Origin of the sequence: Moraxella sp. CTOTU46934, assembly GCF_031979465.1 — a bacterium.
Classification (GTDB): domain Bacteria; phylum Pseudomonadota; class Gammaproteobacteria; order Pseudomonadales; family Moraxellaceae; genus Faucicola; species Faucicola tetraodonis.
In genome coordinates, this window is record NZ_DALZEG010000001.1 from 128,340 (window position 1) to 141,676 (window position 13,337).

General features: G+C 43.1%; 15 protein-coding genes. 5 read left to right on the forward strand and 10 right to left on the reverse strand.

The genetic code is table 11. The features are described 5' to 3' along the window. Window positions 1-22: 22 nt before the first annotated feature. The 5 genes from RTN07_RS00560 to nadR all read right to left on the reverse strand — a co-directional run bounded on the left by RTN07_RS00560 (window position 23) and on the right by nadR (window position 4,770). On the reverse strand, window positions 23-394 hold the full coding sequence (locus RTN07_RS00560) for an HAD-IIIC family phosphatase (protein ID WP_076774525.1): 372 nt from the start codon (window positions 392-394) through the stop codon (window positions 23-25). A gap of 431 nt (window positions 395-825) precedes the next feature. Further along, window positions 826-2,016, reverse strand: coding sequence for a hypothetical protein (locus RTN07_RS00565; protein ID WP_312174757.1), 1,191 nt, complete (start codon window positions 2,014-2,016; stop codon window positions 826-828). 153 nt (window positions 2,017-2,169) lie between these two features. Next, entirely contained in the window at window positions 2,170-2,625 is a 456-nt protein-coding gene (locus RTN07_RS00570; protein WP_312174759.1) for an Mpo1 family 2-hydroxy fatty acid dioxygenase, read from the reverse strand. A gap of 184 nt (window positions 2,626-2,809) precedes the next feature. Then, the gene (pnuC, locus tag RTN07_RS00575; RefSeq protein WP_203171590.1) at window positions 2,810-3,556 is read right to left on the reverse strand and encodes a nicotinamide riboside transporter PnuC; all 747 of its coding nucleotides are present in this window, start codon (window positions 3,554-3,556) and stop codon (window positions 2,810-2,812) included. 143 nt (window positions 3,557-3,699) lie between these two features. After that, complete coding sequence (nadR, locus tag RTN07_RS00580; protein WP_409455525.1) at window positions 3,700-4,770, reverse strand: multifunctional transcriptional regulator/nicotinamide-nucleotide adenylyltransferase/ribosylnicotinamide kinase NadR; 1,071 nt, start codon at window positions 4,768-4,770, stop codon at window positions 3,700-3,702. A 506-nt stretch (window positions 4,771-5,276) separates the two neighbouring features. Between nadR and RTN07_RS00585 the strand changes: the two genes are divergently transcribed. Then, window positions 5,277-5,498, forward strand: a complete 222-nt coding sequence (locus RTN07_RS00585) for a PspC domain-containing protein (protein WP_144917266.1) — start codon at window positions 5,277-5,279, stop codon at window positions 5,496-5,498. 207 nt (window positions 5,499-5,705) lie between these two features. Here RTN07_RS00585 and RTN07_RS00590 read toward each other — a convergent pair whose 3' ends face one another. Further along, window positions 5,706-7,244 (reverse strand): fumarate hydratase, encoded by a 1,539-nt coding sequence (locus tag RTN07_RS00590; RefSeq protein WP_312174765.1) that lies wholly within the window; start codon window positions 7,242-7,244, stop codon window positions 5,706-5,708. A 150-nt stretch (window positions 7,245-7,394) separates the two neighbouring features. Then, window positions 7,395-8,267, reverse strand: a complete 873-nt coding sequence (locus tag RTN07_RS00595; protein ID WP_312174768.1) for a rhomboid family intramembrane serine protease — start codon at window positions 8,265-8,267, stop codon at window positions 7,395-7,397. A gap of 228 nt (window positions 8,268-8,495) precedes the next feature. Here RTN07_RS00595 and RTN07_RS00600 point away from each other — a divergent pair, with 228 nt between their 5' ends. Together RTN07_RS00600 and RTN07_RS00605 are read left to right on the forward strand one after the other, a co-directional pair. Next, window positions 8,496-9,176, forward strand: a complete 681-nt coding sequence (locus tag RTN07_RS00600; protein WP_312174770.1) for an alpha/beta fold hydrolase — start codon at window positions 8,496-8,498, stop codon at window positions 9,174-9,176. 167 nt (window positions 9,177-9,343) lie between these two features. Continuing rightward, window positions 9,344-10,531 carry an extracellular solute-binding protein gene (locus RTN07_RS00605; protein WP_312174771.1) on the forward strand — a complete coding sequence of 396 codons (1,188 nt, stop codon included), beginning with the start codon at window positions 9,344-9,346 and terminating at the stop codon, window positions 10,529-10,531. Here RTN07_RS00605 and RTN07_RS00610 read toward each other — a convergent pair. The 3 genes from RTN07_RS00610 to smpB are packed head-to-tail and all read right to left on the reverse strand — an operon-like array spanning window position 10,528 to window position 12,071. Then, complete coding sequence (locus tag RTN07_RS00610; protein ID WP_312174774.1) at window positions 10,528-11,325, reverse strand: methyltransferase domain-containing protein; 798 nt, start codon at window positions 11,323-11,325, stop codon at window positions 10,528-10,530. The two genes, RTN07_RS00605 and RTN07_RS00610, sit on opposite strands and share 4 nt — an antisense overlap. Further along, the gene (locus tag RTN07_RS00615; protein WP_138018907.1) at window positions 11,322-11,588 is read right to left on the reverse strand and encodes a hypothetical protein; all 267 of its coding nucleotides are present in this window, start codon (window positions 11,586-11,588) and stop codon (window positions 11,322-11,324) included. The genes RTN07_RS00610 and RTN07_RS00615 overlap by 4 nt, the downstream gene beginning before the upstream one ends. Window positions 11,589-11,600: 12 nt before the next feature. Beyond that, window positions 11,601-12,071, reverse strand: coding sequence for an SsrA-binding protein SmpB (gene smpB / locus RTN07_RS00620; protein WP_007115442.1), 471 nt, complete (start codon window positions 12,069-12,071; stop codon window positions 11,601-11,603). 434 nt (window positions 12,072-12,505) lie between these two features. On the opposite strand from smpB, the gene coaD reads away from it, so the two are divergent. Together coaD and RTN07_RS00630 are read left to right on the forward strand one after the other, a co-directional pair. Beyond that, complete coding sequence (gene coaD / locus RTN07_RS00625) at window positions 12,506-13,030, forward strand: pantetheine-phosphate adenylyltransferase (protein WP_282849149.1); 525 nt, start codon at window positions 12,506-12,508, stop codon at window positions 13,028-13,030. Between the two features lie 43 nt (window positions 13,031-13,073). Then, window positions 13,074-13,337 carry a YfhL family 4Fe-4S dicluster ferredoxin gene (locus RTN07_RS00630; protein ID WP_007115444.1) on the forward strand — a complete coding sequence of 88 codons (264 nt, stop codon included), beginning with the start codon at window positions 13,074-13,076 and terminating at the stop codon, window positions 13,335-13,337.

Sequence of the window (13,337 nt, forward strand, 5' to 3'; positions counted from 1 at the left end):
TTGTTATTATTTTTATTTTTTATTAAGGTGTTAAATCAAGCAGCAGGCAAATCTCTGCATAGCTTAACTTGACCAATTCGTCGGGTCGAATAGCTTTGTCATCCACATAGAACCCTTCAAAGCCGCACCAAGGCTTACCCACATATAATTCATCATACGGGATATCATGTCGTGCCAGCCAATCGATGATAATTGGCAAGGTGTTTTTATTAATAGCGCCAATATTGCCTTGATAGGTGCGCATATTGCGACTGGTATTGATGATAATGGTAAACCCTTGTCGATGGTATTCTTTAAGTTTTTCGACAACTTCGGTGATAGGTTGGGCATTGGCATAGTCGCCGTTTTGTGTGGTGCATAGGGTGTCATCTAGGTCAAAGATTAGCCGCTTCATTGTTATTATGTTCCTAATATTGCAGTGATAGACTTAAACTAAAAATTTTTGTATTTATAATAAAATCAAGTGTTTGATTGTTATTTTAACTTCAATACCTTAAAACGAATCCCTACCAAATGATATTACTTATTCATTACTTATTGTAATTTTAGGTAAGAATGCGAGAAAAAATCGATTATAGTGCTTAATCACAATGCTTAACATTGGCTGGAACGCTTTTAACCAATCGATCAATCGATGTTGACAATTTTTGAGAATACGCCATAGCACGAAAAATGTAGTAAAAAGCGGGTGAGGGCCTGACGAATCTAAATAATATAGGCTGTGATTTGATAAAAGATTGGCTTTTATTAACGATAAGCTAACAGGCTAAAAGATTAAAAAGCGAAACAACAGTAAGCAAAAAACCGCGGCAAGGCGTGGAAAATTTATTTGATAGCGACGTAACTATGGACTTTGTACATACGACCCAGCGCGTTTTTCCAGCCACGGGCATAGGGCATAAAGGCTTGGCAATGATCTAAGTGATAGCCATAGCCTGCATTGCCATACGCCATCAAAAAACTGCCATCCAAAAAACCTGACTGCCCTATGACAAAGCCGTTACCTTGATTAAATCGCGCTTCAGCACCGTTACCGAGCAAGGTAGCATTGATTGCGGTATAGCCGTGACCCTGATTGTGGTTGGCATTGGCGTGGGTGATATCGATACTGGCGTGATGACGGGCAAAATAGCCACCGACCACGTTTTCATTGCCAAGACTGCGATTAGCCAAAATACGCCCGCCATTGTCAGCAAAATAGCCATAGCCATAATTGCGAAAGGCATTGGTACGTCGGTTGATGCTATTGCAGCTTAGCATGCCACTGTGCAGCGCCAAAAAGCCATGTTTGTTTTCGCTGGCACTGGTATCATGACACCACATCGAGCCATTGGTGAGTGCATAAAACCCTGCGATATGGTTGTGTGCAGATACGCTGTTGTCGGCATTGACAAAGCCGCTGGATTCCGCGCAAAATCCAAAACCCAACTCTTCATCCAAATGCGCACAGTGATACGCCTCGCATTGCTGGGCATCTATCGAGCCCCCATACGCAAAAAAACCGACATCCCCCGCAAACTGTACAATCACCCCAGGTTCACAGCGGATACTTGAGCCAAAGCGGGCAGCAACCCCATAATAAAACTTATTGATACGGACCTTTGAACCCACGAGCACTTGGCTATTGTAATTGCACATGATACCGGCACCATAGCCTTCATCTTGCCACTGTCCATAGCCCAAAAACGCCTTAGTCCCATTGATAGTCATGCCATCGATTTTAAAAATACCATTGCCCCGCTGCATCAAAAAGCCACAGCGGTTATCGGTATCATCAAAATGTAATTGCACCTTATCAGGATCGTCCAAATTGCCAACAATCTCTACCCGATCACTAAAAAAATCAATTTCAACTTGGCTTAAATAATACTCGCCATCGGCAATTTTGATTTGGATAAAGCCTTTATCACCCAAATTATTTAATTGGCTTTTACAATAAGCCAAAGCCGCGTGAATAGTCGGGAATGTTTGCGGCACGTCAATACGTTGCCAGCGGTTGGATACTTTTTTAATCATAATAACAACAAGGTAACAAGTGATATGGCACTCAAGGTGAGTAAGTCGACCATACATCGCCAAAAAACCTAGCGATAGTCAAAGCCATTGCAGTTATTATCTAGGAAATAGCCGCTGTAATATGTTGGGTTTTCTTAGTGAATATGAAGTTTTTTATGACGATTTAGGTTTTGCCAATTTTTCACTCAACGAATTCGCAACCCAGGCAGGCCCAATCAACAAAAATTGTAAGTCTTCAAAAAATGACGGTTTTTTGCCTTCAATTTTGTGACCGACAAATTGCCCAATCCACGCTACCACAAATACGCCAAACCAAAACTTAAACCCAACTGGCAAGATAGCAATCGCTGCCAAGCAAAACAGCACAAACATGCCCATGGCAATAAATAATTGCGTAGACAGACGTAAATAAAACAGCATTACTAAAGCAATCAATACCAACGTAAACGCCGCCTGCCATGACATTCCCATGCCTAAGATACTGGCAAAAATCGTGGGCACGCACAGCCAATGAATTTTTTTATTGATAGGATGTTGGTGGCTCACGGCGTAGTCAGCCAGCCAGCTTTGTAGGGATTTTTTTGAATGAAGCAGGGTCACGCTTGCCATAATCTTCTTCCTTAAAGATAATAAAGACAATGAAAAAAATTGCTGATAAAAAATGGGTGTGAATCCCATCAGTTACCACTAAATCGTATCACACCCTAGTCGTTTGTCAAATCAGCGAATTTACCCTAATAGGTTTTGATATCAGTGGCTTTTGATATCAGGGGCTTTTGATATCAGTGGCTACTTAGGCCAAGCCTTTGGCTTTTTGCTCACTGCGATACCACTCATACAGTCCCACAAACGCATTGATTTGGTACACCATGGTTTGAATGGCAAAAATATAATTTTGCGACATCAAGTTGACAATCAGCCAGACAAAATTCACCGCAATCCATAACCACCAGTTAAATGAATAGCGTAAAATCATCGTGGCTTGCGCTGTGATGGATAGCACAAATGCCAACACATTAATCCAAAAAAAATCAATCACGCCCAAAAATTTACTGCCATCGTTGGCGACCACGCCATAACCCATCGACGCGAGCCAATTATTGACAGTTGGAAATAATGCCAAGCCAATCGCGATAAAGGCAATGGTTACCAACCACACAATTTTATTGGCTGATTTGGGAATCATATTGCCATCGCCATCGGTGTTTTTTGACCAATAAAAAATGCCATATAAATGGGTAAAAAAGTTAAACAGTGGCGCGAGCATCAAACCCACCGCACCTGCGGTTCCCTGTACAATAGTTTCACCCGCCGTTGCCAACATACCAAAGCCATTACCCGCGATATTGCGGCGAAAACTCAGCGACACCACACACAATAGCCCGATAAAAGACACCCCCAAATAAAACCAGTCTAACGCTCGATGTTCTGTGGTCAACCAAAAACCGGTACCCAGTGCAATTATCCCAAAAAAGAACCATGCCACCGTCCATTCTTGTGCCCATTCACCGGTAATTTTATCCAAAATTGCAATTCGCATTTCGCCTCCAACAGTCATTACAACCATAACAACCATAACAACATTTTTTTAATTAAGCTTTAAAAAATAAAACCAAAAATTTTTAGCATATTTACCAAGCATGTCTACCAAGCATGTCTAGCAAGTATGTCTAGAAAATTATTTTATGCCTCGATATCTTGGTAGTGGTGAAAAACGTGTGCATCAATGAGCGCAATCGCATCCAAGAACCGCTGGTGATAGTCTGGACTATCAATAAACAGCGGGGCAATATGATGGCGGGCAAAGATTTGTTTTAAACGATTTTCAAAACGCTCACGCTGGGACTCGCTGCCTAAAGAGCGCATCCCATCGGCGACCCAAGGGGTGTTATTGGCAAGCATCAGGGTGTAATCTAAGCGAAACTCATCGATACAGGCGGTCAAAAACGGGTGGGTACGCCCTTCGTATTCTTCACAGAATGCTTGCGTGGTCACAAAATCTGTATCCACCAAGGTGATTGGGGCAGGGGCAAAGCGTTTGGCGGCGCGTATCGCTTGTTCATGGTCAGTTGCCATGAGCGGATAGTCATCGTATTGCATACCAAGCTCAGTACCGCCCAAATCAGTTTGTACAAACAAACGTCCCATTTCTAAGCCATAGCTTGCACCATAATAGTTGGCTAACTTATGCAGTAGTGTGGTTTTACCTGAGCTTTCACCACCCACCAATGCCACAGTTTTGGTGTAGTCACCTCGCGCTTGCGGGTGAATGGCTGACCAATACAGCGCGGGATTATTGTGAATCTTGCGGCTATCAAAACCGTGCTGGCGTGGCGTGGTCACCACCGGTAAATGTAAATCATAATTGACAAACGGATGGGTTTCATCCATAAACACCACCGGGGTTACTGTCCCTGCCGCATCGCTAGACGCGCTCAACTTAGGATAACGTTGTTGCAAATCCGCTAATACCGCATTAACCTGATCAACGCTTAAATCTTGATAATTGTCTTCATACGAGGGGGTTACCAAATCAGGTAAAATCTCTATATGCACAAATGGCAAATCAGCAAATGCCATGGTCATCCAGCGCGCCTTATCTTTCAAATCAATGGAAAAATTTGGATTTGGCGCAGGGTGAGCGGTAATAAAAATATATAAATCTTTGACTTGCCCAGACGCATGCAAAATCGTTCTTACATGCCCCAAATGCAGCGGCTCAAAATGTCCAATAATGATACCCACATCTTGCATCATGCTTTCCTCAATACTTCATTATGTTTTTTTAACTATTTTTTATCGACTTGATTTTTTGATTACTTGGATAGATATCCCTACTAAGGATATAAAGAATAAGGATATAAAGTAACGCTATGATAATCGATTAGCCGCTACGAAGTTACAATCGTTTGTAACGCTAGTATCACAATTTGTAAGAATCGGCGCATACACGCTATGCTATATAGATAGCCACGATAACAGCGCTCCTCATAATCGCTCATGATAATAATGCTGTAGAAAAAGTTACCAAAAGAAACATCATTCTACGTTTTGTCACCCAACTACACCCTGCATTTGCTTATAATAAATCATGACCAAAACATAGCATCTTTAATTAGTAATTTTAGCTGATGGCACTGAGTTTTCTAACGGCATTAAGTTTTAAAGACATTAAGTTTTAAAGGCGTCAAATTTTAAAGATGTTAGGTTTTAACTAAGTCGTAAGTGGTTTTCTTTATTTTTAACAGGTAAAAAATTGAATGGCAAATAAACTGGTAAAACTTCATCGCTCTCAGAATCATCGTATGATTGCAGGCGTGATGGGGGGTATTGCAGAGTATTTAGGCTGGAATGCAACATTGGTGCGTTTGTTGTTTGTGATTATCTCAACCGCGAGTGTTGCAGTGCCAGGTATTTTGATATATATCGTGTTATGGATTGTCATGCCAAATGCTACCCAAAGCTCCTATCGTACGGTTTGATGGGTGTATAGGTGTATTTGTAGCCCAGCTAAACAGTTAAAAAAGAAATATTATAAATAATAACAATTAGCTATAACAATAACTATAAACTTCTCCACTTTTCCTCCTGCCCAGATATTACATTATCTGGGTATTTTTTTAACCTAAAAAAAGCCTTAAGGAAATACTTAAGGCTTTTGTTTATATTAAAAATCTTGAAAAAATTGACTAAGGCACAAAACGTACAGGCTCGGCAATCACTTGCTGGGCGCGTTCTGCGACTTTATCAAAACGGTGGATACTGTTACCTTGGTTGTCTACAGCGACCGTCACCGGCATATCTTCTACTTCAAACTCATAAATCGCTTCCATGCCTAGCTCTGGGAAAGCAAGTACTTTAGCGCCTTTGATAGCTTTTGATACCAAATAGGCGGCGCCGCCCACTGCAATGAGATAAATTGCGCCATGTTTGGCGATGACTTCACAGGTCGCAGGGCTACGCTCGGATTTACCAATCATCCCAATCAAGCCTTGATCCAAGATTGTATCGGTGAATTTATCCATGCGCGTTGAGGTAGTGGGACCTGCAGGACCAACCACTTCATCGCCCACGGCATCGACAGGACCGACATAATAAATAAAGCGATTTTGTAAATCCACGGGTAGCGCTTCGCCTTTGGCAAGCATATCGACCATGCGTTTGTGCGCGGCATCACGACCCGTTAAGATTTTACCACTAAGTAGTAAGGTATCACCGATGTTAAACTGACCTAAGGTTTGTTTGGTTAAGTCGTTAACATTGACTTTAATCACATCATCGGAGCCAAAGGACACTTCTGGCCAATCTGATAGTGAAGGGACAGGCAAGGCTGCTTCACCTTGACCGTCTAGGGTAAAGTGAATATGACGAGTCGCCGCACAGTTTGGAATCATGGCAACCGCTTTGCTTGCGGCATGGGTAGGAAAGTCTAGTACTTTTACATCTAGCACGGTAGTCAAGCCGCCAAGACCTTGGGCGCCAACGCCAAGCTCGTTCACTTTGTCGTACATATTGAGACGTAAGCGCTCAACGCTATCAAGCTCGGCACCGCTTTGGGCTTTGGCTTGTAAATCATGGATATCGATGTGTTCCATAAGTGAGCGCTTGGCAAGCATCATGGCTTTTTCTGGCGTGCCGCCGACACCGATACCTAAGATACCAGGTGGACACCAACCTGCCCCCATTTGTGGGACGGTTTTTAACACCCATTCTTCAATCGAATCTGAGGGGTTTAGCATCGCAAATTTTGCTTTGTTTTCTGAACCGCCACCTTTCGCGGCACAAATCACATCAACTTTGTCACCCGGTACCACGCTCATGTGAACCACTGCTGGCGTGTTGTCTTTGGTGTTTTGACGTTTGCCAATTGGGTCTACTAGGATGGATGCCCGAAGTGGGTTGTCTGGATTGTTGTAAGCACGGCGCACCCCTTCATTAACCATGTCTTCAACGCTCATTGCTGAGCCTTGCAAGTCCCATTGCACGTTCATACCGATATCAAGGAACACTACCGCACTACCAGTATCTTGGCAAATCGGACGATGACCCATCGCTGACATACGGCTATTGGTGAGGATTTGCCCCATGGCGTTTTTGGCAGATTGGTTGGTTTCTTTTTGCCACGCTTCATATACAGCATCAACGAAGTCTTTTGGGTGATAATAACTGATATATTGAAAGGCGTTGGCGATAGAATTGATAAAGTCGTCTTTCTTGATGACGGTCATTGGCTAGTCCTTTTCACTGGCTAAATAGTGGCGCTATTATAGCATTGTCACTTGCTAGATTGGCAAACAAGATTGGCAAAAGGGCGCAGGAATAAGCGTTTTAGACGGTCAACCCCTAAAATTTTTATCCCGTTAAAAAATTATTAAAAGTTAGTGGATAATACTTGGCAATGCAAGATTCAATAATTGCATAAAACTGATATGTAGCCAGCCATACATCGCCATAAATCCCACTATCAACACTACATAGCTTGCGGTGATGATTTTACCCTTTAACACCACTAAAGAAGGCGGGATGAATGGGGCAGTGCTAGCAGAGATTGGTCCATCGCCAAGATGATTGGGTGGCCAAGGTGTGCTACTAGCTTTATGGGCGAATAGCTGCTGCTGGCGGATAACGCGATACTGCATGACGTAAACCATACCCAGCAAGCCACCTATCATTGCACCGCCCACATGACTGGCATTATCGATACCGCCCACCAAAAAACCATAGCCTAAATTAATCGCCATGACTATCAGTAACGAGCGAAAATTTAACGCAAAATTATTGAATGATGTTTTGGTTAGCGCTGTCACCAATAGCGCCATCCCAATACCCATGATACCACCTGACGCACCGGCACTAATAATCGGCGGCTCACCTGCCATCACGCTATGCAAGCCCAAAAAGTTATTGAGCAAATTGCCGCCAATACCTGATAACAAAAACAACGCTAAAAAATTGACAGCGCCAAACATCCGCTCAGCCACTTGTCCAAAATAATACAAAGCAAACATATTAAACAGCAAATGCATAAAACCAATATGCAAAAACAGGCTGGTCACCAATCGCCACGGGGCTTCACCCAGCGAAAAGGGTAAAAAATTGGCACCCCAAGCAATTAACGATTGATTAGTGGGATTGGTCGGATTGACGCCAAACAATAGCTGTAATGTAAACACCCCAATACAAATTACCACCAGCGCCAACGTGATAGGGTAGTGTTGTAAAGCTTGTTGGATTGGGGATTCAAATGCCATAGCGCGCCTTATGTAAACCAATTTAAGCCAAAATTTCAAAGCAAAAAGCCTGTATAAAATCATTATTATCAATTCACAAACCGCAATTATAGTATGAAATGGTAACAATGTTTTGCAAATCCGTCGCGGTAACCGAGAAAATGATAAGCTAAGCGGGAGGCATTCTTTCCAAATTTTTAGCATCATAAATACAAATCATAGATAAAAATTGTAGATACAAAAGGCTTTATGATAAAACGCCAACCCAAACCGCTTGTCATCCTCATTCATGGTTTGCACATGCATGCCTGGGCGATGCGACCGCTTGCCAAAAAACTCAGCAAACTTGGCTACGAGTGTCACAGGTTTGGCTATTTTAGCGTCGCGCATAATCTTGCCAACCATAGCCGCCGTTTGCACCGCTGGCTGACCAAACATGAAAAACCGAATGCGCCTATTTATTTGGTCGGTCATAGTCTGGGTGGGCTGGTCATTCGAGACTTTTTGCAGCGCTATCCACAGTGGCATATTACCCGCTGTGTGACACTTGGGACGCCGCATAATGGTAGCATCAGTGCCAATAACATCGTCAAAATCCTGCCCAAATTCGTCGGTCGCTCGTATCTGCAGGGGCTAGATGGCAATGCGCCTGCACTCAACGATGAAGTACAGCTAGGTAGTATTGCGGGGGTTCGTTCGGTGGGGCTTGGCAAAGTGGTATTACCCCGTAACCGTGAGCTTACCAAGCTTGAACCGCATCTGCAGCCCAATGACGGCACGGTATTTGTGCATGAAACCCAGCTTGCCGCTGCCAAAGACCATATCATCGTCAATGCGTCCCATACTGGACTCCTGATAAATGATGAAGTGGCGATGCAAATCCATCACTTTTTGCAACAAGGGCATTTTTTGCATACAAAAAATTGTTGAGACAAACTAGGGTTAAAAAACTATTCATTCAAAGTTTTTTTAAGAATTATGTTGGGGCAAAATGCTATAATCATCCAAAGTTTTTTAGGCGCTCTATTGAGCGATGATGTATTTAGCCATCATCCATTGAGCGATGGTCAGGCAAAGCTGTTGAAGAAGGTTAAGCTGTGTTGAAAGCAAGTGATGTGATGGATTGTATGATGGGTCATAAGGTGCGTACCAATGTCAATGCGCAATCATCAGCCATCAGCGCTTTGTTAATTGCCTTGGTGAGTATATCGGGTGCGTTAACTGCCTGTAGTCCTTCCTCGACGCCGCCATCCACAACGTCACAATCGGCTTCGACTGCTAATGGCAATAATGCCAGTAATACCAATGCGACACCAAATGCAAGTATTGCGAGTGCGGCTGCTGCAGTGCCCAATCAACTCACGATTTACACCTCCATTGACAAAGCGGCGCTTGAGCCGTTATTAACTAGCTATGCTAGGCAAATCAATGTGCCGATTCATATCGTGCAAGATGAGCCAATGTCAATTTTGGCACGGTTGAAAGCAGAAGGTGCCAATAGCCCTGCGGATGTGATTTTGACTGAGGATGCGGGTATTTTTAGTACCGCAGTCGAAGAGGGGCTGTTACAACCCTTTAATGCCGAAAAAGCAGTGGCGCATGTGCCGGAGCGTTATCGTGATCCTGATGGCAATTGGATTGCGTTATCGAGCTACGCGCGTACCGCAGTGTATGATAGTCGTGTACTCCACACCAATGACATCTCAAGCTATGCCGATTTGTCTAAACTAAAATGGTCACAAAAACTGTGCCTAAGCCAAGGCAAATACATCCCTAATCAGTCACTGGTGGTCAATCTCATCAATAATCTGGGCGATAAACGCACCCAAGAAGTGATGCAAGGCTGGCTTGCCAATATAAGTGTCCCTGTGCTGCTGGATGACAGTGAAGTGCTAAAGGCCATAGAAAGCGGCAAATGCCAAATCGGTCTGGTCAACAGCAACCACTACGGACGCTATCTACAAGCGCATCCAGATACCCCGATTAAAATCAAATGGATCAATAAGGGCTACGGCGGCGTCAGTACCAACATCACAGGGGTTGCCATTCCCCATGCCGCCAAGCATACCGAGTTGGCGCTGGGGCTGATTGAATGGCTGGCTGCCAAAGATCAGCAATCACTGTATGCCAGTTTAAGTAACACCTTTCCAATTGACCCCAATGCCGAAGCCTCAGTATTACTCAAGTCTTGGGGGGATATCGAAGTCAGCCCGATACCTGTGAGATTCTATGGCGAAAGACAAGCGTTGGCAGTCGATTCAATGCAGCAAGCGGGTTATTACTAATTAGCTTTACTCACCAAAAAATGCAAATAACGCCCTAGCCATTTATAAGGGTCTTGTCCGCTATAGGCGACTTCCATATCAATTACCGCTTGTGGATTGGTATGTCCACCACGCTTGAGCGGTGAATAATCATGAAACACCCGTAACCCTGACGTATGCAAGATTTGGTAATGATGGTCATTAATCCAAGCAATCACCTCATCTTTTGCCACCGGGTGATTGGGCGTCAAACTGCCATTATCGGCTTTAAAATCTTTGTTATTTAGTAGATTAAAATTGCCCATCACCAAGTTACGGTACACAAAGCTGGCAGGGTTATAAAAACACAGCGATAGCACCCCTTTTTCAGCGCCATCATCGACAAGCCACCGATCAAAAAAATCCATAATCAGTTTTGGCTCAGCCAACCACTCAAGCACCGCATGACACAGGATTAAATCATATTTGCCGGTTAATTTATCATCCAATTGCTGATAAGGGCAGGTATGCCAGGTGATATTTTGTGCCGCCTCGCCTGCGTTTTGTTTGGCAATCTCAAGCATATTGGCAGAGATGTCATTGATGGTGACGTCATGCCCGTCTTTGGCAAGTTCGATACTGATTTGCGCCAAGCCTGCACCAACATCCAATACGCGAAGGGGTCGGTTGTGGGTCTGTTGCCATGACTTTACCCAGCCAAAAATATCATGGCGCAGCACCGCTAGGCGAATTTCACCTTTCAAGCCGCCATAAATCTTTTTCTCAAAATGCTCACTAATCTCATCAAAATTACGATCGCGGGAAGAAATTTTCATGATTTATTTAAAACATTGCGTGTTGTTAAAACATAATAGATGGCTAACACTGAAGGCACAATTAGTACTAAACTCCAAATTCCTACCCAAATAAAGAGTCCAATAACAGAGGTGAATAACAAGCCAATCAAAAGTTGACCGCAAAACTCAGTTAGAAACCATAGCAGAGCTTCTTTTACAGTAACATTTTGGTTTGAAATACTATTAGCAGTATTTTCTAAATTTTGGCTAGATAATCTTTCATGAGCATCTAATTTTTTCATTATTATTTCCAACTAAACTAAGTTTTTTAACCCGCGTTGTTTTTCGCGTTGATAATCACGCTCTTTTAAGGTGGCGCGTTTATCGTGCAGTTTTTTACCTTTTGCCAAAGCAATTTCGCATTTGACGCGTCCATGACTCCAGTACACTTTAAGCGCCACACAGGTATGACCTTTTTGGTTAACCATGCCAAAGAGCTTATCAATCTCGCGGCGGTGCAGCAGTAGTTTACGGGTGCGAAGGGGGTCAGCGACAATGTGAGTCGATGCCGATAACAGCGGCTGAATATGCGCGCCAAACAAAAAGGCTTCACCATCTCTAAAAATCACATAGCTTTCGGTGATACGCATTTTACCGGCACGGATGGATTTGACTTCCCAGCCGAGTAGCTCAAGCCCCGCTTCAAAGCTTTCTTCAATAAAATACTCGTGACGCGCTTTTTTGTTGCTAGCAATCAGGCTAGGCATTTTTGGTTTTTTAGTCATTTAGGTTTCCTTGCTGCAACATCGCGGACATACCCAATGCTGCACAGCATGTTTTAATCATCTTATTGCCATAATCTTATTACAAGAGTCGTGCTACATAAATCAGTATGACAAGCCGTTTAATATGGCGATAAATCCCAATAAATCAATTCATAGATTTTGATTACTAAGTTTAAGTTGTTGATTATTGGGCTTTGGATTACTAAGTTTTTAATTGCTAGGTTTTTCATTATTACGCTTTACCCTAAATTTTAATTAAGCTTTGGGTAAAATGCTGCAAAGCTGTCATGATAACACGCTACACACAAATTGATAGTGAGATTTAATTGTTAATTGGCGTCAAATTTTGCTAGGATTAGCAACAAACTAGCAATCTTTGTTTTAGCCGTATTGTTAGCGCCAAATAGCGCATTATTTATCATAAAGAGACAGCCATGTCAGCAGCCAGCCAGCCAATTGCAACCCCTTATACTAAAATTATCTATCCGGGTACATTTGACCCGATTACCAAAGGGCACCTTGATTTGATTAAGCGCGCTTGCCGCCTGTTTGATGAGGTGATTGTCGCAGTGGCGATTGGGCATCATAAAAAACCGCTATTTACTTTAGAGGAACGGATTGGACTGGTAGAAAAAGCCTGTCATGATAAAGATTTGAGCAATATATCTGTGATTGGCTTTGATGGGTTATTGGTGGATTTGGCAAAAAATCAACAAGCCACAGGTGTACTGCGTGGACTACGGGCAATGTCAGATTTTGAGTATGAATTTCAGCTCGCCAATCTCAATCGTGAACTAGACCCAAATTTTGAAGCGGTGTTTTTGACCCCATCGCAGCAATATTCTTTTATCTCCTCAACGCTGGTGCGCGAAATTGGCAAATTAGAGGGTGATGTGAGTAAATTTGTACCGCCATGTGTCGAAGAGGCGTTTGAACGAAAAAAACAACAGGGTTGGTAAGTCGTGGTAAAATAACCGTTTCTTGGTAAATGTTTTAAAAGCTATGGCATTAATAATCACTGATGAATGTATCAACTGCGATGTCTGCGAGCCCCTTTGCCCCAACGATGCGATTTATGTGGGCGAGTTGATTTATGAGATTGACCCTGCGCTGTGCACCGAGTGTGTCGGTCATTTTGATGAGCCGCAGTGTTCGCTGTTTTGTCCTGTACCTGATTGTATCCCAAAAGATCCCAACTATTTGGAGACGCCAGCGCAGTTGCTGCTCAAATTTGAGCGCATCACCCAAACTAAAACCAGTCAATAA

Coding starts and splice junctions, on each gene's coding strand:
- RTN07_RS00560 (WP_076774525.1), bottom strand. CDS start 394: ATGAAGCGGCTAATCTTTGACCTAGATGACACCCTATGCACCACACAA.
- RTN07_RS00565 (WP_312174757.1), bottom strand. CDS start 2,016: ATGATTAAAAAAGTATCCAACCGCTGGCAACGTATTGACGTGCCGCAA.
- RTN07_RS00570 (WP_312174759.1), bottom strand. CDS start 2,625: ATGGCAAGCGTGACCCTGCTTCATTCAAAAAAATCCCTACAAAGCTGG.
- pnuC (WP_203171590.1), bottom strand. CDS start 3,556: ATGCGAATTGCAATTTTGGATAAAATTACCGGTGAATGGGCACAAGAA.
- nadR (WP_409455525.1), bottom strand. CDS start 4,770: ATGCAAGATGTGGGTATCATTATTGGACATTTTGAGCCGCTGCATTTG.
- RTN07_RS00585 (WP_144917266.1), top strand. CDS start 5,277: ATGGCAAATAAACTGGTAAAACTTCATCGCTCTCAGAATCATCGTATG.
- RTN07_RS00590 (WP_312174765.1), bottom strand. CDS start 7,244: ATGACCGTCATCAAGAAAGACGACTTTATCAATTCTATCGCCAACGCC.
- RTN07_RS00595 (WP_312174768.1), bottom strand. CDS start 8,267: ATGGCATTTGAATCCCCAATCCAACAAGCTTTACAACACTACCCTATC.
- RTN07_RS00600 (WP_312174770.1), top strand. CDS start 8,496: ATGATAAAACGCCAACCCAAACCGCTTGTCATCCTCATTCATGGTTTG.
- RTN07_RS00610 (WP_312174774.1), bottom strand. CDS start 11,325: ATGAAAATTTCTTCCCGCGATCGTAATTTTGATGAGATTAGTGAGCAT.
- RTN07_RS00615 (WP_138018907.1), bottom strand. CDS start 11,588: ATGAAAAAATTAGATGCTCATGAAAGATTATCTAGCCAAAATTTAGAA.
- smpB (WP_007115442.1), bottom strand. CDS start 12,071: ATGACTAAAAAACCAAAAATGCCTAGCCTGATTGCTAGCAACAAAAAA.
- coaD (WP_282849149.1), top strand. CDS start 12,506: ATGTCAGCAGCCAGCCAGCCAATTGCAACCCCTTATACTAAAATTATC.
- RTN07_RS00630 (WP_007115444.1), top strand. CDS start 13,074: ATGGCATTAATAATCACTGATGAATGTATCAACTGCGATGTCTGCGAG.